Consider the following 24,249-nt stretch of genomic DNA (forward strand, 5'->3'; position numbering starts at 1 on the left):
GGTGGTGTGGGTTCGTTCCTTATTAATAAGGGTTCGGGTGTATTGTTTGATCATGCAGGGGAGACTCAGATGGTCTTTATGGGATTCAAAGGTGAGGAGGCCGGCTATTTTATTATCTTCTCGATTTGTGCCGTGGCGTATCTGATCGGATGGACGGTTATGAAATCGCTTGTACCCAAATATAGTCCGATTACGGATCTGTGAAAAAAAAGAAAAAATATAACTAACCATAGAAATCTCTATAAATGAAAAAAATAAATAAAACAACAGTAGATAAAAAAGAACTTCCTGTAAAAATCCTTCAATTTGGTGAAGGCAATTTCCTTAGAGCTTTTGTAGATTGGATGATCCACAAAGCTAATGAAGCAGGAGTTATGAATCATGGAGTTGTAGCAGTACAACCTATTGCAGGCGGAGAATTTGTTGCTAACATATTCAACGAGCAAGATTCGATGTACCATGTTTATCTGGAAGGAATCAAAGACAAAAAACCTGTCAAAGAAGTTACTTTGGTAAAAAGTATTAACGAAGTCTTGAATCCTTATTCTCAATATGCAGAATACGAAAAATTATTCTTGAGTGATGAGTTGGAAATGATTATTTCGAACACTACCGAAGCAGGAATTCGTTACGAAGAAGGTGATGATTTAAATGCAACACCTCCTAAATCGTTCCCTGCGAAGATGACTGCTTTATTACATAAACGTTACAAGAAATTTAACGGGGATGCAAATAAAGGCTTACTAATCATTTGTTGTGAATTGATCGAAGATAACGGATCGACTCTTCGTGAATATATATTGAAGCACGCTGAATACAATAAGTTAGAAGAAAGCTTCATCAACTGGATCAATACTGCTTGCCACTTCTATGATACATTGGTAGACCGTATTGTTCCCGGATTCCCCAAAGAAAATATCAACGAGATAAAAGAGGAACTAGGATTTGATGATAACCTAGTTGTAAAAGGTGAATATTTCCATGTATGGGCTATCGGTGGTGATTCTATAATCAAAGAGAAATTGCCTTTAGACAAAGCCGGATTGAATGTTCTTTTCATGGATGATATAAAAGATTTCCGCGCAAAGAAAGTTCGTATTCTGAACGGTTCGCATACAGCCATGGTTCCTGTTGCTTTGCAATTGGGATGCCAAACGGTTATGGATGCTTTTAATACACCTGAGGTTGAAAAATATATCAATCAGATGGTAGCTACTGAAGTACTTCCTGCAATTGACGAGGATCCGGAAGAATTGAAAGCTTTTGCAGCTAAAATATTGGAACGTTTCTATAATCCTTATCTGAAACATTATCTGAAAGATATTTCACTGAACTCTATTTCTAAATGGGAGACTCGTGATTATCCAACGGTATATGATAATTATAAGAAGTTAGGAAAATCACCTAGATTGACTACTTTTTCATTTGCTGCACTTTTAGTATTGTATAGTGGAAAATCGGAAGTGAGTTTTACTCCAAATGATACTCCTGAATTTATCGAGTTTATAAAATCTACCTACAAAGAGTATGACATAAACGGATGGGTATCAGGAATACTACAAAACAAAACAATGTGGAAAGAAAACTTCACAGAGATACCCGAATTTGGAGAAGAAGTTTCTGAAGACGTGAAGCTTATACTAGACAAAGGTATGCTTAAAGCTCTAAAAAGTATTATAGACTGATAATTTTTGATAGAATTATAAATACTTGAAACATAGAAGGGTAATTTTTTGTTATCCTTCTATGCTTTACCAACTAAAAACTAGCCTGAGCCATGAATAATGATTGCTTGTACTGTACCAAAAATCAGACTCAAAAAGATCTGATGATCGAAATATGTGAACTTAGTGTTTCAACCGTATTTCTATTTAAAGAACAAACATATAAAGGACGATGCATTGTAGCATATAAAGGTCATGCTACTGAATTATATGAACTAAAAGGGCAAGAACTTCTTTCGTTTATGCAAGATGTAAACTTAGTTGCCAGAACTATAAAAGACCTGTTTAATCCTGCTAAAATAAATTACGGGGCCTATTCTGACAAATTGCCTCATTTACATATACATCTTGCTCCTAAATATGTGGATGGAGCAGATTACGGATCGATATTTGCAATGAATCCACAGAAGGTATATATGTCTGATGCAGAATATACTGAAATGATCAACTTAATAAAAGCCAGATTAAAATCATGAATAAATATCTAAAAATAAACCCAAACGACAACGTTTGTGTTGCGATAGAAAACCTCAATGAAGGCGATGTTCTATCAGTTGATGGGGTTAATATCACAATCAAAAACCCGATAGAAACAGGGCATAAATTTGCCATCAAAAATATAAATACAAACGAAAATGTCGTGAAGTATGGGTACCCGATCGGACATGCAATTGTAGACATTAAGACAGGAGAACATGTGCATACTCACAATGTAAAAACCAATTTGCATGACAACTTACAATATTCGTATGCACCTGTACATCCTAAACTGAATATCCCCAAAAGTGACCTTACAATAAATGGCTACTTGCGTTACAATGGAGAAATGGGTATTCGTAACGAATTGTGGATTGTACCAACCGTAGGTTGTGTAAACGGACAAGCTCAGGCAATTATAGAACGTGTAAAAAAAGAACTAGACGTTTCTCATATTGATGATATACGTGTATATACACATAATTATGGTTGCTCTCAATTAGGTGATGACCATACAAATACTCAAAAAGCTTTAGCAGCTTTAGCTAAACACCCCAATGCAGGTGGTGTATTAGTACTAAGTCTTGGATGTGAGAACAATCAGCAAGCAGATTTCAAAGTAGCCATGGGCGAATGGGATCACGAACGTGTAAAATTCCTTATCTCTCAACAAGTACAAGATGAAATAGCAACCGGCTTCGAAATGATGAGCGAGTTGGTTGAAAGAATGAGAAAAGATAAACGTGAACAGCTTCCATTATCAAAACTAAAAGTTGGTTTGAAATGCGGTGGTAGTGATGGTTTTTCTGGTATTACAGCCAATCCTCTGGTGGGACAATTATCTGACTGGTTAATTGCTCAGGGAGGTACAAGTATTCTGACCGAAGTTCCTGAAATGTTTGGTGCTGAAACAATATTAATGAACAGAGCCCAAACTGAAAAGGTATTTAATGATACTGTTTTACTGGTAAATAACTTCAAAAACTATTTCCGTAAATTCGATCAGGAAATATACGAGAACCCATCTCCGGGAAACAAAGCAGGTGGTATAACCACACTTGAAGATAAATCGTTAGGTTGTACTCAAAAGGGAGGAAATTCGGAGGTTGTAGATGTTTTAGACTATGCTCAACCTGTAACTAAACATGGTTTGAACTTATTAAATGCTCCGGGTAATGATCTGGTTGCAGCATCGGCATTAGCGATGTCGGGTTGTCAGATCGTACTATTTACAACGGGTAGAGGAACTCCATTCGGATCTTTTGTTCCGACTATGAAGATTTCTACCAACTCGAAGTTGTACAATTTTAAAACAAACTGGATAGACTTTAATGCAGGTACTTTGCTTGAAGGTAAAAGCATGGAAACTGTACTTAAAGAGTTTATCGATTTCATTATCCAAACATGTGACGGAAAACATCTGAAACATGAAGAAACAGGATTCAAAGAAATAGCAATATTCAAAACTGGAGTTACTTTATAATCTTCTTAGCACTCTCTTATTTATATTAGATTAAAAGAAAAAGCATCTGTGAATAATTCGCAGATGCTTTTTTTAGTACTATTTTCAAATTAAATATTATAAATATTCGAAATCAGATTTCGGAATATTTTTATATTCGTCCTTATCCCATATTCTTTTCCAAATCTCAAAGTATAATTTTTCATACTCTAAAGCTTTATCTTTATGATTTATAGGATTATTTAAATTTATAAAGTCTAAAATAACTTTTTTACAAGTACCCTTTTCACGCAACTCAATAGAAGTCTCAAAACTTGGGCTTATCATTGTAATTTCACCATTACTCTTCCAATCAATCGCAAACTCTGGTGGAAAACCATGAAAATTAGTGACTTTAAATAGGCTATCAATAGATTCTTTTTCATTATCACTTAGAAGAACCTTATAGATCTTAAACCCATTTTTATAAAGTCTTGTGAATGATCCTGTTTTCGAATTATACTGATCGCTCCCACCATCATGTATTTCGAAATAGGAACTATTAGATACAGCATCAGCTTTACTATTCGATGTTTGTCTGTTATTACTACACCCAATTAATACAAAGCAAAACAATATGTACAGATATTTCATTATTATCTAATTTAAGAGTTATATTAATTAGAGAATAATATATCCTTTTTTCCATACATACTTTTTTTATTTTGTTACACTTGGCAAAATAAAGAAAAATGTACTTCCCATACCCTGAGCCGTTTCTACATCAATAGAACCGCCTTGTGTTTCGATAAATTCTTTACTGATTGCCAGCCCTAATCCTGTTCCCGATTTAGAACTGCCCGGAACTTGAAAATACCTCTCGAATATCTTCTTCTTGTACCGACCATCAATACCTTTTCCCGTATCTTTTACTGAAAAGAGAACTCCGTTGGGATGCTTTCTCAGCGAAATAATTACTTCACTCTTTTCGATTGAATATCGGATTGCATTCGTCAAAAAATTAGTCATAACCCATGCTGTTTTCTCAGCATCAGCATTGACAAAAGGAATATCCTCTTCAATATCCGGTTTAAGTATAACTTGCTTTTGATCGGCTTGAATTTTGGTTGTATCAATTGCATACTGTAAAATGATACGTGGATCGGTAGCTTGTATATTCAATTGAATATTTCCCGTTTCAACTTGAGACATATTCAGTAATTCGCCTGTGATCTTAAGGAGTCGTGAACTATCATCTTTGATACTATCTACCAATTGCTTTTGTTCATCGTTTAGCTTACCAGTTTCGAGATGTTCCAACAATTGTGTACTCATTTTTATAGAGGAAATAGGAGTTTTCAACTCATGCGATATAGTAGCTATAAAATTAGTTTTAGCTGAATCTAACTCTTTGAAAGGTGTTATGTTTTTCAGCAGGATTACATAGCCAATCAATTCGCTTCTCTCCTCCCCTGTTGGCGTAACTTCTATATTGATTATCTCTTTTTCGAAATAAGATTCTTTATTATCTGAATAGATTTTCAAAGGTACTTTCTTATCCGTTTCTTTCAACGGTTTTATAATGTCTACAATAAGAGTGCGTATTAAATCGTTACTGACAGCAATATCAACAACTGATTTATTTAAAATTTCAGTTCTTGTTAAACCTGTAATTTTCAGTGCCTCATCATTTACAAATAAGATAACTTTGTTTTCATCAAGTCCGATAACAGGATCGTGCATATTATTGATGAGGGTTTCCACCCGTTTCTTTTCCTTGAGGATTTTCTCCAGTCGGCTACTCGAATATTCTTCGAGTTTTTCAGCCATCGTATTAAACGATTTAGCTAAATCACCATATTCGTTATGACTCTCAAAATGTACCCGTTGACTATAATTCTGATTGGCAATCTGCCTGATACTTTCGGTTAGTTCACGTATCGGTTTTGCAATGTTATTGGGTAGCTTTATCAATAATCCGAAGGCTATAAGAAAACATAGAGCACCTGTTACAACAATCCAAACAATAGCTGTTTCGGCAGTATTATTGGCTATTTCGCTTTTCTGTTCAATAGCTCCCATGTTCAACTCCATCAACTTAGCAATATCTGTGCGGATATATCCCTGTATCGTATCATTAGCCATATCGGCTTTAAGTTTCTCAAAACTCCCGGCAATATCTAAGGTCACATTACTTTCATTCCTTTCGGTCATGTTATGCAATTGCTTTTCCAAGTTACTATCAAACTTAGCGACCGCTTTCGGGTTATCCTTCATCTCATCTAAAGCCAATAGCATATTACGCGAATATTCCATCGTATTATAGTTGGCTGTCAATATATTATTCGTGTCTCTTTTCAACTCATTAATATACCACATGCTCACCCCTGCCAAGAGGATGATAAGGCAAAAAAGGAGTCCAACCCCGAATGTCAATTTCGTTTTTATTTTCATGATAAGATAATTAAATCAATTTCCTCTGCCTTTAACGTTTTCAATAATTCATTCATTGGTCTGGTTTGTAATATCATACGAAACCAATGCAAATGAGGCATCCCGATACATACAGTCGAAATATTCATTTTTATAGCTTGTTCCACAATAGCTTTTGGTATACTTGTGTGTTTTACTTGTATAACCTGTCCACCTAATTCGACAGCTAATTTAAAACTATTAATCAACTTTCGCTGACTATCCAACGCTATTTTATCGAGACTCTCCTGAGGTCGCTGCACATACAAAACATACCACTCACCATTATAATAGCCTGCCTGACGTGCTGTTTTTCTGATTATATTATTCGCTTTCTTACCATTGCTGCCAATGCATGCCATAAATGTCATATGCTTGCCGGGCGTTGCATTTGGTGCTTCGCTATCGGCTTTACGCACAACATGACTAGCTACTTCCTTAAGAGCCAACTCTCTTAATCGGAGAATATGCTCGCTCTTGAAAAAATTATCTAAGGCTGAACGTATTTTATCGGTGGGATATATTTTACCTTCCTTTAAACGGGAGATCAAGTCTTCTGCCGTAAGGTCGATATTTACAACCTCATCCGCCATCATTATTATACGATCGGGAATACGTTCTGCAACCTCAATTCCTGTGATTCTTTTGACCTCTTCATTTAGGCTTTCGATGTGCTGAACATTCACGGCACTTATTACATTGATACCTGCTTCAAGAATCTCTAATACATCCTGCCAGCGTTTTTCATTTTTGCTGCCTTCGATATTTGTATGAGCTAACTCGTCAATAATAACAACTTCGGGGTGAAGATTCAATATTGTTTGTACATCAAGTTCTTCAAGCTCTTTTCCTTTATAGAAAATTTTCCTTCGGGCAATTATCGGTAATCCTTCCAACTGAGCTGCCGTTTCTTTTCTACCATGCGTTTCAATATAGCCGATCTTAATATCTATACCACTTTCTTGTAGAATGTGTGCCTCCTGAAGCATACGATAGGTTTTGCCTACACCGGCTATCATACCGATGTAGACTTTAAATTTTCCTTGTTTTGATTTCTTTATCAGATTCAGGAAATGCTGAACATTATTTTCTCTTTCATCTACCATATACAAACTTATCTAAATGTATCAAGAGCTATATTTAATTTCAATACATTAATCTTTTCTGTTCCAAATAATCCTAACAATGGTTTTTCGATTTGTTCATCAACCAGTTTTTGCACATCTGTTTCAGATAGTCCACGTACTTTAGCAATACGCTTCACCTGAATATGGGCAGCTTGCACCGAAATATTTGGATCGAGTCCACTTGCACTTGCAGTTATTAAATCAACAGGAATTTCATTTTTTTGAATGCTGGGATTATTTATTAGAAAAGTATCAATCCGAGCTTTTACAGTTTCAAGATATTCACTATTTGAAGGAGCTTTGTTGCTTCCCCCCGATCCTGCTGCATTGTAATTTACGGCAGAAGGACGTGACTGAAAATACTTATCACTTGTAAATGATTGCCCGATATTACTATAGTATGTATTGCCTGCATACTCTATAATTTCGCCTTTTCCGCTATTAGGAGCAAGCTGTGCAATGCCCCATACGCAAACAGGATAAACAACTGCGAAAAGTATAATTGTGGCTACCGTTAATCGGATAGCCGATATAATATCTTTTTTCATTTTATTTTTTATACTTGAAGATTAAACTTAGAAAAACAGTGAGACTAGCATATCTATAAGCTTTATTCCGATAAAAGGAACAATTATACCGCCCAGTCCATATATAAACAAATTTCGTCGCAATAAAGCCGATGCACCAATCGGTTTATAAGATACACCTTTCAATGCTAAGGGAATAAGTATGGGTATAATTATCGCATTAAAGATTACTGCCGACAGGATAGCACTCTCCGGACTATGCAATTTCATTACATTCAAGCCTTGCAATGCAGGAATAGACGCTATGAACAATGCAGGGATTATGGCAAAATATTTAGCCACATCGTTTGCAATACTGAAAGTAGTAAGTGTACCTCTCGTCATTAATAGTTGCTTCCCGATTTCCACTACTTCGATCAGTTTAGTCGGATCATTATCTAAATCGACCATATTTCCTGCTTCTTTGGCTGCCTCGGTTCCGCTATTCATGGCAACGCCTACATCTGCCTGAGCCAAAGCGGGAGCATCATTAGTTCCATCGCCCATCATAGCCACTAAACGTCCTTCGGCTTGCTCTTTTTTGATATAGTTCATCTTATCTTCGGGCTTTGCTTCAGCAATAAAATCGTCCACACCTGCTGCTTCAGCAATATACTTTGCAGTCAATGGATTATCTCCTGTAACCATCACTGTTTTTATACCCATCTTACGTAAACGCTCAAAACGCTCGCGTATAGCAGGTTTAATAATATCCTGAAGTTCAATTACTCCGACTACTTTTTCATCTACTGAAACAACCAATGGAGTTCCTCCTTTGTTAGATATAAATTTCACTTTTTCATCTATTTCACTTGGAAATGTATTTCCTGCTTTCTCCACCAGATTTCGTATTGAGTCAGATGCTCCTTTACGAATGCGTGTATCACCTACATCAACACCCGAACATCGGGTTTCGGCTGTAAATTTTATAAACCTGAATTGTGAAGAGGAGATATCATAATCAGACAATCTAACATTTGCCAATTCAATAATTGATTTACCTTCGGGTGTTTCATCTGAGATAGAGCTTAGTATTGCTGCGTTCTTAAATTGATTTTCATTTACATTCAATGCCGGATAAAAGGAGGTCGCTTTACGATTTCCAATGGTAATAGTCCCCGTTTTGTCTAACAAGAGGACATCTATATCTCCTGCTGTTTCTACAGCCTTGCCACTTTTGGTAATTACATTTGCTCTTAATGCCCTATCCATTCCTGCAATACCTATGGCTGATAATAAACCTCCGATAGTAGTGGGAATTAAACATACAAACAACGAAATAAATGCTGCTATGGTGATAGGTGTATTTGCGTAATCGGCAAATGGTTTTAATGTTACGCACACGATAATAAAGACAAGCGTAAAGCCTGCCAGTAATATAGTTAAAGCTATTTCATTGGGTGTTTTTTGTCGGCTCGCACCTTCTACCAAAGCAATCATTTTATCGAGAAAGCTTTCTCCGGGTTGAGTAGTCACTATCACTTTTATTCTGTCGGACAATACTTTTGTGCCTCCTGTAACGCTGCTTTTATCGCCTCCCGATTCTCGGATAACGGGTGCAGATTCTCCCGTAATGGCACTTTCATCAATAGTTGCTAAGCCTTCTATTATTTCGCCGTCGGCAGGTATTATATCGCCTGCTTCGCAAAAGAATACTTGTCCTTTATTTAACGATGACGATTGCACTATTGACCACTCTCCTCGATCATCTAATAATTTAGCAGGAGTTTCTTCTCTTGTTTTACGAAGATTGTCCGCCTGAGCTTTCCCTCTGGCTTCGGCAATAGCCTCAGCAAAATTGGCAAACAAAAGAGTCAGAAAAAGGACTACAAAAACAACAATATTATACCCTAAATTGCCTTGTGAAGTATTACCAAACAGGGTACTAAGGCAAACAAATAACATGATAACTGTTCCGATCCACACGGTAAACATAACCGGATTACGGAAAAGATCTTTAGGATTGAGCTTTATAAATGAATGTTTCAATGCATCTTTCAATAAAGCTTTTTGAAACAGTGAGGGATTATTTGATTTCATTTCGTATGTATATAATTAGTACAATGAAAAATGTTCGGCAATGGGTCCCAAAGTCAAAGCAGGGAAAAAAGCCAGAGCCGCGATGATGGCTATTACAGCAAATACCATAAGTCCGAAAGTCGAAGTATCGGTCTTTAGCGTTCCTGCACCTTCGGGAATATATTTTTTACTCGCTAATAATCCGGCAATAGCTACTGGTCCTATAATCGGGAGGAAACGAGATAACAGTAATACTATACCTGTACTGATATTCCACCAAGGTGTATTATCTCCCAGACCTTCGAATCCGCTACCATTATTGGCTGCTGAAGAGGTATATTCATAAAGCATCTCGCTAAAACCATGAAATCCCGGATTGTTCAATGTTGAAGCTGTAAATTGAGAAAATGCAGTTGCTAAAGCAGTTGCTGTAAGAATAAGGAAAGGATGCAGCAAAGCTATAATCATGGCGATCTTCATTTCCCGAGCCTCGATCTTTTTCCCTAGAAATTCAGGAGTACGTCCGACCATCAATCCACTGATAAACACTGCCAGAATAATGAATATAAAGAAATTGAGTAGACCGACTCCACATCCTCCATAAAAGGCATTGACCATCATTGCCAGCAGTTGATTCATTCCCGATAGAGGCATCGTACTGTCGTGCATCGCATTTACAGATCCTGTGGAGATAACCGTAGTTACAATACTCCAAAATCCTGAGGAAGCTGCACCGAAGCGAACTTCTTTCCCCTCCATTGCTCCCAATGAATTATCTACCCCCATGGATGTTATAGCCGGATTTCCATTCTGTTCTAAAAGGATATTAGGAGTAACTAACAGGAGAAAACCGATAGTCATAACTCCGAAGATCATCCACGATAGTTTTTTACGTCTTATAAAATATCCAAAGGCAAAGATCATTGATAGTGGAATAATTAACTGTCCGATCATCTGCACCATAAAAGTCAAATAGTTGGGGTTTTCAAACGGATGAGCCGAATTACTTCCAAAAAATCCACCGCCATTCGTACCCACATGCTTAATAGCAATAAAGGCAGCAGCAGGGCCTCTTGATACATCAACTGTATGCCCATCTTGTAGAGTTGTCATAGTATCCTTTCCTTCAAAAGTCATTGGTGTACCGTTAAATACTAAAATCAATGCCAGTATAAAAGATACAGGCAATAGTATTCTGAGGCACGATTTCACCAAAAAATTATAGAAGTTACCCAACTGATCGGTACTCTTTTCTCTGAATGCCTTGAATAGGATAGCAGCGGCAGCCATTCCTGTCCCTGCACTTACAAATTGCAGAAACATAAGCCAGATCTGGCTAAAGTAGCTAACTCCCGTTTCGCCTGAATAATGTTGTAAATCGCAATTCACAAGAAACGAAATAGATGTATTAAAAGCCAAGTCGGGCGACATATTCGGGTTTCCATCGGGATTAAGCGGCAGCCATTGTTGAGTCATCAATAAAGCCATACTAATAAGAAACCAAACTAAGTTGATTGTCAACAAGGCTGATAAGTGCTGTTTCCACGTCATCTCCTTTAAGGGATTTATTCCTCCTATTTTGAAAATGATTCTTTCTATTGGATTAAAGAGCGGATCGAGCCAAGTTTTACTTCCTTCATAGACTTTTGAAATATATTTCCCAAAAGGTATGGCTAGTGCCACTGCGATTAAGAATGTTGTTATTATACCAAGTATTTCAGTGTTCATTTTTTATTCTTTTAGGTCTGAGACCTTTTTGTTATTTTGATTGACATTAAAACTTTTCGGGGTGTAGCAATACATACACCATATAACCTAAAACTACAATTGCGATAACGAATAAGTATAACATAACTTTAAATTTTATTGAACCATTTAATTGATTTATAGAAAAGGGCAAAACAAGCCATTGCCACCATTATTAGAATTACAACCTGCATTTTCTTCTTTTTAAATTCAACATCCATAATATCACATGAGTATATATGCCAATCTTGTGCCAACAAAGATGATATAGAATCAAGTTGCTGAATAGTTGACTTTTACATATTTCCCTAAAAATGAGGATATAAAAAAAGCCTATCAAAATGATAGGCTCCTTCTCAAAACGAGAATTACAGGATTGTATTTATAGTTTATATTCTTCTACTTTTCGATACAAAGTAGCAATACTTATTTCTAATAATCGGGCAGCCTCGGCTTTATTCCCTTTTGTATAATTCAATACTTTTCGGATATGTGCCTTTTCTATATTCGTCATCGATAAAGATGAAGTGGCATTATCCGAGATATTAGATTGCTGCAATTCAAAAGGAAGACAGTCGACAGTCAACACATCCTCATCAGCTAAAATAATACTACGTTCTATAATATTTCGGAGTTCACGAATATTGCCTTTCCATGTATTCTGCTCCAATGTTTTAATATATTCGGGAGATAGAAGTTTTATTCGCTTATTCATTTTTGCAGCAAAAACGGGAGCAAAATCATTTACAAACAACTTAATATCCTCTACTCTATCTCTTAGTGAGGGAAGTGCTATTTGGAACACAGATAGACGATAATACAAATCGCTCCGAAATTGACCGTTCTCTATTTCTTTATCCAGTTCTCTATTGGTAGCAGCTATTATCCTCACATCAACCTTTGTGGGTTTAGTCTCTCCTATCTTGATAAACTCTTTAGTTTCGAGAACTCTCAATATTTTAGCTTGCAAATCCAGCGGCATTTCGCCAATCTCATCCAAAAAGATAGTTCCGAAATTAGCTTCTTCAAACAATCCTTTTTTATCTTTTAGTGCTCCTGTAAATGCACCTGCTTTATGCCCAAATAATTCACTCTCCAATAAATCTTTACTGAAAGCAGAGCAATTAATGGCTACAAACGATTTATTCCTTCTGTTTCCTCCATAATGAATAGCTTGTGCAAAAACTTCTTTACCTGTACCTGTTTCACCTGTCAATAAAACAGTTGTATCGGTAGCGGCTACTTTACGGCTCATATCAATGACACTCAATATCACTTTGGATGTACCTATAATATTGTCGAACGAATATTTCTGTTCTACTTTTTGTTCAAGCTGAGTGACTCGTTTCGACAATTCTGTTTTTTCAAGTGCCCGATACAACAGTGGAATAATACGGTTATTATCATCACCTTTAGTTATATAATCGAATGCTCCGTTCTTTATAGCTTGTACTCCATCGGGAATATTACCATAAGCAGTCAAGAGAATTACTTCCGTAAGGGGTTGTATCTTTTTTATTTGTTGAATAAGTTCCACACCATTGGCATCGGGCAACTTCACATCACAAATAATGGCATCAAAATCTTGCTGCTCTATCTTTTTTAAAGCGGTTGTTGCATCTTCTGCTTGAAAAACCTGAAATTTTTCCAGCTCTATGATTCGAGCCATCAGTTTGCGAAGCTTCTCTTCATCATCTATCAATAGTATTTTTTTCACTATATAAAGAGTAATTGATTCGGATGTAAAAATACGTTTTTTTTACGTCTTATAGCGATTCTCTTCTTCCTTGTATAAAGTGAGGAATCTATCTCAAAATCAGTCTCAAAAAAGAGAACAATAAAATTTAAACAGGCTCTTAAATAATCGGATTATTTTATCTATATGTAAACTAGTCACTTGTAGGGGAATATTGCATACACCCGACTCATAAAAGGTCATTTAGTAAACAGCTGTGCGCAATACGTCCCTATAACGAAAAAGTAACAACAATGGAGAGAAAATAAAGCCCGTGAAAAAGTGTTACTTTTGTTACTTTTGTAACCTTTTCAATTACTTATTATTGATATCCAGATAATTACACAACATAAAAAAGTAACACTTTGCAGTCACATTCGTCACCTTATTGATTACTTATTGAAACTTTTGTAACAAACGTCACCTTATTAGAAGTTTGAGGTGCTTATCCTTTTAAAGAAATCACACTGCATGAATAATATAATTAGTTTATTAAATTTGTATCTCTTGACAATATCAACTATAAGTAATCTTTTAATACATACAACTATGAAAAGCGCTCACAAGTCTTACGTCCTATTATTAGTCATGTGTTTTATCTGCTCAAGCATTACAACTCTCGCACAAAAGCCCTTTACAGTGCAGTCACCAAACGGCAAGCTCAAAGTGAATGTATCAGTAGGTAATATTATTGAATACTCTTTGGAACATGATGGTGATTTAATGTTGAAAAACTCACCCATATCAATGGTTCTTACCGATGGAACATCTTTCGGAGTGAATTCAAAGCTGTCAGGCTCATCAACAAAAACAGTCAACCAGACAATAGCTGCTTCAATTTATAAGAAGAAAGAAATAACTGATAATTATAACGAATTGAACCTGAAATTTAAGGAAGGGTTCAATATTATATTCAGAGCATATAACGATGGTATCGCATATCGTTTCGTTTCGAATTTGAAAAAGCCATTCGAGGTAAAAGAAGAACAAGCTATTTTCAACTTTCCTAAAGATGAAAAAGCATATATTCCATATGTACAGAGAATTAAAGAACCTCTCGAAAAACAGTTTTACAATTCGTTTGAAAACACTTACCAACACATCAATATATCTCAATGGGACAAAAAACGTCTCGCTTTTCTACCCTTGGTTGTAGAAGCACCCAAAGGCAAAAAAATATGTATCACCGAAGCCGATCTAACAAGTTATCCGGGGATGTACCTATATAACAGTGACGGTTCAAATAACCTTACAGGTGTATTCGCCCCCTACCCTAAAGAAATTAAACAAGGCGGGCACAATATGTTACAAGGCGAAGTACAATCGCAAGAACCATATATAGCTAAGTGTAATGGAGCAAACAACTTTCCATGGCGTACTCTTATCGTTTCTGAAAACGACCACGATTTAGCTGACAACGATATGGTATATAAGCTTGCAACACCTAATAAAGTGACAGATATATCGTGGATAAAACCCGGTAAAGTAGCTTGGGATTGGTGGAATGATTGGAATTTATTTAATGTCGACTTCAAATCAGGTATTAACAATGAAACGTATAAATATTACATTGATTTTGCTTCGGATCATGGTATTGAATATGTAATACTAGATGAAGGATGGGCTGTTAATTTACAAGCCGACTTATATCAAGTAGTACCCGCAATAGATTTAAAGGAATTAGTAGATCATGCCAATAAAAAAAATGTAGGACTAATACTATGGGCAGGGTATTATGCCTTTAATAAAGATATTGAAGGTATTTGCAAACATTATTCTGAAATGGGAATCAAAGGTTTTAAAGTTGACTTTATGGATAGAGATGATCAGCCTATGGTTGATTTTCATTATCGTGCTGCTGAAATTGCAGCAAAACATCATATGTTGCTCGATTATCATGGGACTTATAAACCAACAGGATTGCAGAGAACATTCCCTAATGTTATCAACTTCGAAGGAGTACATGGTTTAGAGCAAATGAAGTGGTCTCCCGAAAGTGTCGATCAAGTGACTTATGACGTAACCGTACCATTTATCAGAATGGTAGCCGGTCCGATGGACTATACTCAGGGAGCGATGCGCAATGCAAGTAAAGGGAACTACCGTCCGGTTAACAGTGAACCGATGAGCCAAGGAACACGATGCCGTCAGTTAGCGGAATACATAATATTTGAATCTCCATTAAATATGCTATGTGATAATCCATCTAATTATATGCTGGAAAAGGAATGTACTGAGTTTATTGCCAATGTGCCGACTATATGGGATAATACAATAGCTTTGAACGGAAAAATAGGTGAATATATTACTATTGCACGCAAGAAGGATAATATCTGGTATGTAGGCTCCTTAACCAATTGGGATGCCAGAGCTCTCGACATTGATCTTTCGTTTTTAGGTGAAGGTAATTATAAGGCTGAAGTCTTTAAAGATGGTATTAATGCCAACAGATCGGGACACGATTATAAGAAAGAAATAATTGACATACCTGCAAATAGAAAACTTCAACTACCAATGGCATCAGCTGGCGGCTATGTTATGAAAATTTACAAATAATGGAAAGGTAATAAGACCAATATGATTTCAAAAAAGGGTTTTTCGTTTTGGATGACCCTTTTTTGGTTTCACCAGCATAATTACATGTAAACAATAGATTATAAGATCATTACATAAACAGAGTATATCCTCAAAGAAACAGAAACCATAAATTGCTGAAAATTAAACATATAAATATCTTCTAAAAATTACATCAATTTTTAGAATGATGACTATCTGCATTTTAATAGAGAACCTATTTATCAGCAAAATTAGGTTCGTTTATTTATTTTATATATTTTTATGCTAAAATATCTATAATTGCTTTGTAGATATATTTATTCTTTCGGTTGAATACATGACAGAACATAGCTCAACCTTCGGCTTTAACACATACGATACGGATAGACGAAAATAATATTAGACACAAAGACTAAACTAGACAATAGGATTATAGATCCATGTATTATCCACTTTAACACAAAAAAATTATGAAGAAATGTTATTTTTGTGCGTTAATATTCCTCCTATCGTTGGCAGGAAAAGCGCAAGTACAGAATGACGGCTCGCCCTACCCCCACAAAACGGGACGAGACACGCAGCCACTAACATTAAAGGTCAGTTCTCAAACTTCAGCCAAGGGAAATCCGGTTAGTCCTTACATTACAGATGTGAAAAACTATGGAATTGTCCGTATTGGAGAATACTATTGGGTAAACAGGAACTTCTCTAATACCAAAGCAACCCAATGGCAGTTGGGAGGAGACTGGAATAACTGGTGGGAAGAAGTTGCACAGTATCTCCCTACACAACCTCAATTGGACAAATATTTAGGTCATATGGGATTGCCTAAAGATAAATTCCAGATAACCGATATGGGAGCTTGGAATCACAATGACTTCAATGAGAACTATGGTGCATATTACCATGCTCAGAGTATATTTGGAAACTGGGTCGGACAATTTATACAACCGATGGAGGCAGCTTTTGCAGCTTCGGTAAACAATGTAAAAGACTCCAGATGGGGACTTCCTACAGTAGACGATTTTAAACAATTATTCGGAATGATCGAACCCGATGTGATCGCGGTTAACGAAATACACGTTCGTCATCAATTAGGGCCTTTAGCAAAAGATAATCCGGAAGCAAAAACCAAAACCTGGTTAACTAATAAGTTGGCGTATAATATGGGTCCCAGTGATGGCGACAAAGTATACTGGTTTGAAGGTACTACCAACAGATATGGTTTCAACCTAATGCCAAATGGAGGCAGAGCCAATGGGACTACATGGTATCAATTACACGACAGACCGGGATGGCAATAAAAGATTCCCGTATTACTCACTAATTATCAGTAGTTTGCCTAGAAGAGAAGAGTCAAAGGGTAACGATATAGAAAGGAGCGAAGCACTTTAGTCTGCATTGAATTGCTTCCTATTCAAATAACTCAATCACAAAACAAATATAAGTGATATTGCGATAATCACACATTTTTTTTCACACAAATATCACCTTGGCGTAGTTTTTTCTCCACCTTATCCCCTTAATATCGTTTCGCAGAAACGGGTCATGGTCAAAAAAACCTTTACCTTTGATTTCAAATTACTGACTATTATTCAAAAAAAACAATTAACCCCAAAATCCAAACCTATGGCCACCCTTACCTTTTTCCTGCGTCGTTCCACCAAAGGCGGCGAACATGCCGGCAGCCTCTGCCTTCGCATCACCCACGAACGTAGATCCCGGAGTCTGACCACCCCCTTTAAGCTCTACCCGAACGAATGGGACAATAAAACCCGCCGTATCAAACACCCCGATTCCAAATCCCCTCGTATCAAACACCTGCAACAAGCCGAAGAACACATGAAGCTCGCCTGCAACACCCTTCAGGACATCATAGACACCTTCGAAGAACAAGGACGCTATACCATCGAAGACATCACAGGCAATTACCGCCTTGCCCACGACAGTGACAAACTGCTCTGCTATGTCGAAAAACAAGCCCTGAGCCTGATTCGCTCCGAGCAGGAACGCACCGCCCGAGCCTACCGCACCGTAGCCCGAGGACTTGTCGCCTTCAACAAAGGAAAAGACATCCCCCTGAAACACATCAACAACTGCCTGATCAAAGACTTCGAAAAAGACATGAAACAAAAAGGCAAAACACCCAATACGATTTCCTTTTATATGCGTAACTTGAGAGCCATCTACAACAAAGCCATCGCCGACAAGCACATCCAAGCCAAGGTAAAGAATCCCTTCAAGGAAGTTTATACCGCTATTCAAAAGACTCAAAAAAGAGCCTTGAGTATGGATGAGATTCAACGACTGAACGCACTGGATCTTACCGCTATGCCCCAAGGCGAATCACAGACAACAACATCCGATCAATTAAAAACAATACAAACAAACGCAGGACTAGACCAAGCCAAACGCCTGTTCTTTTTCAGCTTCCATGCCCGGGGGATGAGCTTTGTCGATCTGGCTTACCTGCGCAAAGAAAACATCCGCTCAGGTACTATCAGCTACTACCGCAAAAAGACAGGCGGACTGATCAGGCTCAAAGTAACCGCTCCCATGCAGGAAATCATCGACAGCTTCTCCCCGGAAGTCATCGGCTCCCCGTATGTCTTTCCCATTATCAAAGACCAGAACAAATCCCACCGCCTGCAATACGAAAGCGGCTTACGTTTACAAAACAGCCGGTTGAAGAAACTCTCGGCATTAGCCAAACTCGAGAGTGTGAGTCCGGTACTCTCCACCCACGTCGCCCGACACAGCTGGGCAACCCTCGCCAAGCGGGAGAACCTGCCCCTGTGGGTCATCAGCGAAGGACTCGGACACAGCAGTGAAAAGATGACCTATACCTACCTCGCCTCCCTCGACCAGAATGTTGTCGACCATGCCAGCGACCTGATCACGGGTATAGTCACCGGATCGCCCTGTTTTCATACAGCCTCCTAAAAAGAGCAGTATACAAACCACATACTCTCACACTTAACCTTTAGTGATCAATTATTTATCTGTCGGATATCCTACGGACAATACTTTTATTGGCTATAATCGGAGGTATATTATCCGAACATAGCATCATAAGGCATAGAATACACCTCAAACTCTTTAAAATTGTTAAAAATAGCGGAAAAATAAACAGGTAGTTAAAATTTGTGTATATTTAGATCGTGCAAGATTAATTCTCTGTAATTCTGTCACTTGACAAGTGTCAGAGCTTCCTGTTTTAACACATAATAACGGTGCAAAAATAAGTCAAATAATTACCGAAGCCTTTATTCGTAATTACCTATATTTTCAGGATTATTCCCTTTTTTCCTGTTCAGCCGTATTTCTTTGGGCAATATGCCGAACTCCTGTTTACAAAAATCACTGAACCTTCCCTGTGAACTGAACCCGTATTGCTGGCTTATTTCATGCATGCTTTTCTCTGTAGTATTGATATCGTGGTAGATAAGATGTGCCTTGCGTTCTTTCATCCATTGATAAGGCGGACGGTTGAATACCCTGTTGAAGCGTTTGATAAATCCTGAATAGCTGTAATTAAGCATGGATGCCAGCTCACGGGCATTTTTAGCCTTTAGGTAATAGCTGTTTACCTGACGGGAGAATGCCATATCACCTGTGAGTTGCAGGTAGAAGAAATCCAGCAGATCCTCTTTCGTATAAAAGGCTCTTAGTAAAAGAAAGAGTTCTTCGATCTTAAGTTTGAGAAAGCGGGCACACAGCAATTCTTTGTCCAGACAGAACGCCAGCTGTTCGAGATAGTTTTGCAATACATCGTTTATACCCAGATAACTTAATGTATAGCTGTAATTTGGCGGACAAGCCTCCAGTAGCTTCTCCAGCGAGAAGCAATCGCACAAGGCTACAGGCTCTGCCAGTCGGATAACCAGTATCCGGCAGGCTTCATGTACCCTTGCCGTAAAGGTATAATTGGCAGGAATCATCAGGGCTTTGCCTTCATCGATCAGCCTGTCCTGATACTCACCGAATGAAAATTCCATACTTCCCTCGAGCACAAAGAGCAGTTTATCTTCTTTGGATGTTAAGCCGGATTGTTCTCCGGCAGTTAAAAAGAGTACCTCCATCAGGGCGTCTTTAGCCGGTTGGTAGTTGATACAAGCGATGTGTTCATGTGCGTACAAAAGTTTCATAGTTTGGATATAATTAGTTTAAAATAAATGTGTTAACCGGATGTTTGTGCAGAATTTCCTTCAAAACAGCAGACCAAAAATAAGATAAATAGTTTTAAATAAGCATTTTACAAATAAGCAAAGCTTTCCAAAAAGCTCTTTTTCTTACAGGCATGTTTTCCTAAAAGCTGACCATTCGTTAATCCGACTCTCTACATACGGATTTAACAAACTGACTGTTAAATAAATACGTTCTAATCAATTGAACATCTGACACTTGTCAAGTGACAGAAGACCAAAATACACAAAAGAACGGAGAAAAACAAAGACGCAATTGTGCTCATGAGACAACGAAATAAGGACTAAAAAGGAATAAATAAAATAAATGCTAGCTGTAACTGTCTTTGAATGTTATTCTGCTTGTCATACAAACAAGTAACCTGTAAGCAAACAAGTGATCTAAAACGTAAACTATGTATAAAATAGAACTTCATGACCCCGCACTTGTACACAAGGGCGAACGCCTGTACATCGGTATGGATATCTCAATACTATGCAGATACATTGCTGACAACCAATCTATCGTTCTGACCCCCGTACTGGCAGACAACGAGCATAGCCGGGAACTGCCTTTGGTCATTATCAACGGCAGACAACGTCACCGCTGTTTCAGTCATATGTTTGGTTATTTCAGGGATTACCGGATTTATAAGGCGATACGGGCAATTAACCATTCGCCGCTGTGGTGTTCGTACCGCCTGGACATACCTTATCAGGACTGGATGTGTAAAGCTAAACTATCCCTTGTTGCCAATTAAGCCAATTAAACTAACAATTACCTATATACAATGTACAAACAAATACTGCTGACTCTTTTGATTGCTTTTAGCCTCCATGCTTCGTCGCAGAAAGTAGCCTATAAGACCAACCTGCTGTATCTGGCAACCACCACACCCAATCTGGCTATGGAATTTTCCCTGAGCAGGAAGCTGACGGCGGATATTGCCGGCGGTTACAACCCGTGGGACTTTTCGGGAAACACGTCTCTTCGTCACTGGCTGGTACAGCCCGAACTGCGTTACTGGCCGTGCCAGTCCTTCGAAGGGCATTTCTTCGGCTTGCACGGTATTTACGGTAAATTCAACGTGGGCGAACTCTCCTTTATCCATTCGATGAATGATTATATCTATAAAGGCAGTATGTACGGAGGAGGTATCTCCTACGGCTACCATTTCCCCTTAAAAGGCAAGTGGAGTCTGGAACTGACCGCCGGTGTAGGCTATGTACATCTCGACTATGATAAATACACCTGCCGGGGATGCCTCGAATTACAGGGTAGTTACAAACGAAATTACATCGGACCCACCAAAGCGGGGGTGTCGATTATTTATATGATTAATTAAATAGTTACGAGTTACAAGTTACGAGTTACAAGAGGAAACAAGTAAACGGATTGACGAGTAAACAAGTAGACGAGTGAAAACAGTTACATGTTACGAGTTACAAGTTACGAGAAAAATAACTGATAACTGTTGACTGTTGACTGATAACTGATAACTGAAAAGACTGCTAACTGAAAAAAAGAAAAGATGAAATCTAAACTATATATACTGCTAACACTAACCATTCTTCATTGTGTGTCTTTACAGGCACAGCAAAAGGCACAGATCAGCCTTGACAGCCATACTGTCAGCCGTCAGGGCGACAAGCTGAACATGGCCTTTACTATACAGGCTAAAAACATACAGCTGCACAGCGACCAGTCGCTGCGTCTGGAACTCTCACTCGAAGATGCCGACAAGTACCTTGTGCTGCCCTGTGTGATCTACACAGGCAATAAACGCTACAAATACGATCGCCGGGGTGAACTGCTCTCCGGTCAGCCTCAGTTTGAAAAAGGAACGGTTTATAAAACCATCCGGGGAATAGATAAGAGCACCGCCTATGTAGTGGATTATACCTTAAGTATTCTTTACGAGGCTTGGATGGATCATGCCTCTATCCATGCCGTGCAGCTATTTCACGATTGCTGTAATGAATCACCGTTAAGCACACAGGTACTTATTGCCGATATTAATATGACACCGGCAGTACCTCTTCAAACAGCTGTTACGCCACCTGCACCCAGAGCTATCGTTGTTTGGAATCCCGACCCTGCTATTTATCGAAAGATGGCAAGTATGCTCACAGCCCCAAGCGAAGCTGTTAAAGAACGCAGTTCAGCTATCGAAGTGCAGATCGATTATCCGCAAGGAATATACAAGGTATTACCGTCATTCGGTAAAAACACACAGCAACTGGCAAAGGTGCATACTTTTATGGGATCGGTAATGGATAACGAACTGATTACACTTAATCATATGCTGATTACCGGTTATGCCTCTCCCGAAGGAACCTACCAATCGAATGAGATACTGGCTAGAAACCGTTCCATCGGCTTTAAGCAATATATGATCGGTCGTTACAAGCTAAACGATTTCCCGATCGATACCGAGTCGGTAGCCGAAGACTGGGAAGGATTGATTTGTTTGCTGAACGAGAAAAACCCGGATTATACAGCCGATGTTTTAGCGGTGATCTATAGCTACAGCATCTTCGATGGACGAGAAAAGACGCTGATGGAGCTTCAGGGAGGTGTTCCTTACAGGGATATGCTTAAGAACTTGTTTCCTCTCTTGCGTCGTATCGAACTCGAAGCCTCTTACAGTGTTTCGCCTATCTCGGACGAGAAAGCACGTGAACTGGTTTATACCCGTCCCAACTTATTAAGTCTGGAAGAGATATATCGTGTAGCTAACGATTACACACCCGGTACACCCGATTACAAAAAAGTATACGAGATAGCGGCTAAGACCTATCCCAACGATGCGATTGCTAACAACAATGCGGCTGCTGCCTGTCTGATAAGCGGTGATGCTAAAGGGGCTTTGCCTTACCTGAACAAGTTGGGCAATAACCGTATAGGGCATATCAACAAGGGAGTGTATTATTATATGTTAGGTGATATGCAGCAGGCGGAACAGTATCTGCGTATGGCTCTCGAATCGGAAGATACACGCAAGCAAGCTGAAACTAACTTGCTGTTACTTAATATCAGGAGTAACTAAATGATAGGAACATACATATATAACAGACACACTAGCCATCTTAAGTCCCCCTTCGGGGGATTCAGGGGGCTGTTGTTTCTGCTTCTTATCTTTTTCTCCTCCTGCGATATCGACCGTCAGACAGAGGTCTGCGAATATAACGCACGCATTATATACCGTTACAACCGGGAGAATACCACTTTTGAGAATGTATTGCCGATGTATATACAGTCGTTAGATGAATATATTTTTGATGAACACGATGTGCTGTATGCCATTAACAGACTACCCGGTATCTCGTGTTTCGGAAAATACGTATCCGAAATTAATTTGCCTCCCGGTAAATACACTGTTATCACATGGGGTAATAAGGCAGAGCCAAGTAAGGTAAACAAAGAACAGGTAGGTGTCACCACCAAACAGGAGATGATGCTTTATCTCGATAATCCTTATGTGGGAACGAAAAGCACGGATGCGATGCAAAGCGACTCCGAACGGCTTTATTACGGCTACCGTACGTTTACAATCGAAAAATACGGGGTCAGTAAGATAAATGTCGATATGACTCACGCACACTGTGTATTAGACATTACCGTCAGGTGGGCAAAGATGGCAGAAGCTCCTACCGCTACCGCAGGGTATTACATGCAGCTCAAAGAGATAGCCTGTGACTACAGTTTCATGCCCGGGTTTGTTTTTCAGGGCGGAGATGCCAACTTGCACAGCCCGGCATACGATACCTATCCTGCCGGCAGCAGCGAAAGTATTTGCTACATGTCCCGGATATATTCCGCCGATAATTTGATCAGCCACTACACCCTCGGGGATATGAATACCGAGACCCGTTCGTTGCAAAGCAGGTTCATTACCTACCGTTACAGCGACAGCTCACACCAGTTGCTAAGCATATACCTGGGCGGTACACGCATTATGAAAGAAATAGACTTGGCGGTGTTTTTCAATGCAATGAGTATTGTATTGGATACCAACCGACGACAGGAGTTCGATCTGCTCCTGATCATCGACGGCGATAACGTAACCGTCTCACTGGTAAAAATCGATGACTGGGACGAAGGAGGATATTTATGAAACAGTTAACAGTGATCAGTTAGTAATGAACAGTAAACAATAAAAGAGTAAAGAATAATCATTATAAATATTAAACAGCAATTT

19 protein-coding genes and 1 pseudogene are annotated in these 24,249 nt (G+C 38.4%); 11 read left to right on the top strand and 9 right to left on the bottom strand.

Annotated features, from left to right (window positions below):
• From CLV62_RS17815 to CLV62_RS17830, 4 genes and pseudogenes are all read left to right on the top strand, one after another.
• Nucleotides 1-204, top strand: a pseudogene (locus tag CLV62_RS17815) (MFS transporter); the annotation flags it as partial.
• Between the two features lie 41 nt (nt 205-245).
• Nucleotides 246-1,685: a tagaturonate reductase gene (locus CLV62_RS17820; RefSeq protein ID WP_110312133.1), complete on the top strand. Its 1,440-nt coding sequence runs from the start codon at nt 246-248 to the stop codon at nt 1,683-1,685.
• A 92-nt stretch (nt 1,686-1,777) separates the two neighbouring features.
• Nucleotides 1,778-2,200: an HIT family protein gene (locus CLV62_RS17825; protein ID WP_110312134.1), complete on the top strand. Its 423-nt coding sequence runs from the start codon at nt 1,778-1,780 to the stop codon at nt 2,198-2,200.
• Nucleotides 2,194-3,684 (top strand): UxaA family hydrolase, encoded by a 1,491-nt coding sequence (locus CLV62_RS17830; RefSeq protein ID WP_317048092.1) that lies wholly within the window; start codon nt 2,194-2,196, stop codon nt 3,682-3,684. Before CLV62_RS17825 ends, CLV62_RS17830 begins: the two co-directional genes overlap by 7 nt.
• Nucleotides 3,685-3,780: 96 nt before the next feature.
• Here the strand turns inward: CLV62_RS17830 and CLV62_RS17835 are convergent, their stop codons facing one another.
• From CLV62_RS17835 to CLV62_RS17870, 8 genes are all read right to left on the bottom strand, one after another.
• On the bottom strand, nt 3,781-4,296 hold the full coding sequence (locus CLV62_RS17835; protein WP_110312136.1) for a hypothetical protein: 516 nt from the start codon (nt 4,294-4,296) through the stop codon (nt 3,781-3,783).
• A gap of 66 nt (nt 4,297-4,362) precedes the next feature.
• The gene (locus CLV62_RS17840) at nt 4,363-6,096 is read right to left on the bottom strand and encodes a sensor histidine kinase (RefSeq protein WP_110312137.1); all 1,734 of its coding nucleotides are present in this window, start codon (nt 6,094-6,096) and stop codon (nt 4,363-4,365) included.
• A complete protein-coding gene (locus tag CLV62_RS17845) occupies nt 6,093-7,220 on the bottom strand; it encodes a sensor protein KdpD (protein WP_110312138.1) in 1,128 nt (375 codons plus the stop codon). The genes CLV62_RS17840 and CLV62_RS17845 overlap by 4 nt, the downstream gene beginning before the upstream one ends.
• An 8-nt stretch (nt 7,221-7,228) precedes the next feature.
• The gene (locus CLV62_RS17850; RefSeq protein ID WP_110312139.1) at nt 7,229-7,789 is read right to left on the bottom strand and encodes a K(+)-transporting ATPase subunit C; all 561 of its coding nucleotides are present in this window, start codon (nt 7,787-7,789) and stop codon (nt 7,229-7,231) included.
• A 27-nt stretch (nt 7,790-7,816) separates the two neighbouring features.
• Nucleotides 7,817-9,847 (bottom strand): potassium-transporting ATPase subunit KdpB, encoded by a 2,031-nt coding sequence (kdpB, locus tag CLV62_RS17855; protein ID WP_110312140.1) that lies wholly within the window; start codon nt 9,845-9,847, stop codon nt 7,817-7,819.
• A gap of 15 nt (nt 9,848-9,862) precedes the next feature.
• Nucleotides 9,863-11,554: a potassium-transporting ATPase subunit KdpA gene (gene kdpA / locus CLV62_RS17860; RefSeq protein ID WP_110312141.1), complete on the bottom strand. Its 1,692-nt coding sequence runs from the start codon at nt 11,552-11,554 to the stop codon at nt 9,863-9,865.
• 46 nt (nt 11,555-11,600) lie between these two features.
• Nucleotides 11,601-11,678, bottom strand: coding sequence for a potassium-transporting ATPase subunit F (locus tag CLV62_RS17865; protein WP_110312183.1), 78 nt, complete (start codon nt 11,676-11,678; stop codon nt 11,601-11,603).
• A 276-nt stretch (nt 11,679-11,954) separates the two neighbouring features.
• Nucleotides 11,955-13,289: a sigma-54-dependent transcriptional regulator gene (locus CLV62_RS17870; RefSeq protein WP_110312142.1), complete on the bottom strand. Its 1,335-nt coding sequence runs from the start codon at nt 13,287-13,289 to the stop codon at nt 11,955-11,957.
• 606 nt (nt 13,290-13,895) lie between these two features.
• Here CLV62_RS17870 and CLV62_RS17875 point away from each other — a divergent pair.
• From CLV62_RS17875 to CLV62_RS17885, 3 genes are all read left to right on the top strand, one after another.
• A complete protein-coding gene (locus CLV62_RS17875) occupies nt 13,896-15,863 on the top strand; it encodes a glycoside hydrolase family 97 protein (RefSeq protein WP_245904120.1) in 1,968 nt (655 codons plus the stop codon).
• 470 nt (nt 15,864-16,333) lie between these two features.
• On the top strand, nt 16,334-17,167 hold the full coding sequence (locus CLV62_RS17880) for a hypothetical protein (RefSeq protein ID WP_110312144.1): 834 nt from the start codon (nt 16,334-16,336) through the stop codon (nt 17,165-17,167).
• A 244-nt stretch (nt 17,168-17,411) separates the two neighbouring features.
• The gene (locus CLV62_RS17885) at nt 17,412-18,806 is read left to right on the top strand and encodes a site-specific integrase (protein WP_110312145.1); all 1,395 of its coding nucleotides are present in this window, start codon (nt 17,412-17,414) and stop codon (nt 18,804-18,806) included.
• 323 nt (nt 18,807-19,129) lie between these two features.
• Here CLV62_RS17885 and CLV62_RS17890 read toward each other — a convergent pair whose 3' ends face one another.
• Nucleotides 19,130-20,011, bottom strand: coding sequence for a helix-turn-helix transcriptional regulator (locus CLV62_RS17890; protein WP_110312146.1), 882 nt, complete (start codon nt 20,009-20,011; stop codon nt 19,130-19,132).
• Between the two features lie 452 nt (nt 20,012-20,463).
• Between CLV62_RS17890 and CLV62_RS17895 the strand changes: the two genes are divergently transcribed.
• From CLV62_RS17895 to CLV62_RS17910, 4 genes are all read left to right on the top strand, one after another.
• The gene (locus tag CLV62_RS17895; RefSeq protein WP_110312147.1) at nt 20,464-20,808 is read left to right on the top strand and encodes a DUF3868 domain-containing protein; all 345 of its coding nucleotides are present in this window, start codon (nt 20,464-20,466) and stop codon (nt 20,806-20,808) included.
• 30 nt (nt 20,809-20,838) lie between these two features.
• Complete coding sequence (locus CLV62_RS17900; protein WP_110312148.1) at nt 20,839-21,393, top strand: DUF3575 domain-containing protein; 555 nt, start codon at nt 20,839-20,841, stop codon at nt 21,391-21,393.
• A 186-nt stretch (nt 21,394-21,579) separates the two neighbouring features.
• Nucleotides 21,580-23,097, top strand: coding sequence for a DUF3868 domain-containing protein (locus CLV62_RS17905; RefSeq protein ID WP_110312149.1), 1,518 nt, complete (start codon nt 21,580-21,582; stop codon nt 23,095-23,097).
• On the top strand, nt 23,098-24,165 hold the full coding sequence (locus tag CLV62_RS17910; protein WP_110312150.1) for a FimB/Mfa2 family fimbrial subunit: 1,068 nt from the start codon (nt 23,098-23,100) through the stop codon (nt 24,163-24,165). It abuts the gene before it with no gap.
• Nucleotides 24,166-24,249: the final 84 nt, after the last annotated feature.

This window comes from Indolivaga alginatilytica, assembly GCF_003201355.1.
GTDB classification, from domain to species: domain Bacteria; phylum Bacteroidota; class Bacteroidia; order Bacteroidales; family Dysgonomonadaceae; genus Dysgonomonas_A; species Dysgonomonas_A alginatilytica.

What these genes read in the sequence shown, in the direction of transcription:
- CLV62_RS17885 (WP_110312145.1), top strand. Translation starts at nt 17,412, where the DNA reads ATGGTCAAAAAAACCTTTACCTTTGATTTCAAATTACTGACTATTATT.
- CLV62_RS17820 (WP_110312133.1), top strand. Translation starts at nt 246, where the DNA reads ATGAAAAAAATAAATAAAACAACAGTAGATAAAAAAGAACTTCCTGTA.
- CLV62_RS17905 (WP_110312149.1), top strand. Translation starts at nt 21,580, where the DNA reads ATGAAATCTAAACTATATATACTGCTAACACTAACCATTCTTCATTGT.
- kdpB (WP_110312140.1), bottom strand. Translation starts at nt 9,847, where the DNA reads ATGAAATCAAATAATCCCTCACTGTTTCAAAAAGCTTTATTGAAAGAT.
- CLV62_RS17880 (WP_110312144.1), top strand. Translation starts at nt 16,334, where the DNA reads ATGAAGAAATGTTATTTTTGTGCGTTAATATTCCTCCTATCGTTGGCA.
- CLV62_RS17850 (WP_110312139.1), bottom strand. Translation starts at nt 7,789, where the DNA reads ATGAAAAAAGATATTATATCGGCTATCCGATTAACGGTAGCCACAATT.
- CLV62_RS17835 (WP_110312136.1), bottom strand. Translation starts at nt 4,296, where the DNA reads ATGAAATATCTGTACATATTGTTTTGCTTTGTATTAATTGGGTGTAGT.
- CLV62_RS17825 (WP_110312134.1), top strand. Translation starts at nt 1,778, where the DNA reads ATGAATAATGATTGCTTGTACTGTACCAAAAATCAGACTCAAAAAGAT.
- CLV62_RS17890 (WP_110312146.1), bottom strand. Translation starts at nt 20,011, where the DNA reads ATGAAACTTTTGTACGCACATGAACACATCGCTTGTATCAACTACCAA.
- CLV62_RS17910 (WP_110312150.1), top strand. Translation starts at nt 23,098, where the DNA reads ATGATAGGAACATACATATATAACAGACACACTAGCCATCTTAAGTCC.
- CLV62_RS17875 (WP_245904120.1), top strand. Translation starts at nt 13,896, where the DNA reads ATGTGTTTTATCTGCTCAAGCATTACAACTCTCGCACAAAAGCCCTTT.
- CLV62_RS17845 (WP_110312138.1), bottom strand. Translation starts at nt 7,220, where the DNA reads ATGGTAGATGAAAGAGAAAATAATGTTCAGCATTTCCTGAATCTGATA.
- CLV62_RS17895 (WP_110312147.1), top strand. Translation starts at nt 20,464, where the DNA reads ATGTATAAAATAGAACTTCATGACCCCGCACTTGTACACAAGGGCGAA.
- kdpA (WP_110312141.1), bottom strand. Translation starts at nt 11,554, where the DNA reads ATGAACACTGAAATACTTGGTATAATAACAACATTCTTAATCGCAGTG.
- CLV62_RS17840 (WP_110312137.1), bottom strand. Translation starts at nt 6,096, where the DNA reads ATGAAAATAAAAACGAAATTGACATTCGGGGTTGGACTCCTTTTTTGC.
- CLV62_RS17900 (WP_110312148.1), top strand. Translation starts at nt 20,839, where the DNA reads ATGTACAAACAAATACTGCTGACTCTTTTGATTGCTTTTAGCCTCCAT.
- CLV62_RS17865 (WP_110312183.1), bottom strand. Translation starts at nt 11,678, where the DNA reads ATGTTATACTTATTCGTTATCGCAATTGTAGTTTTAGGTTATATGGTG.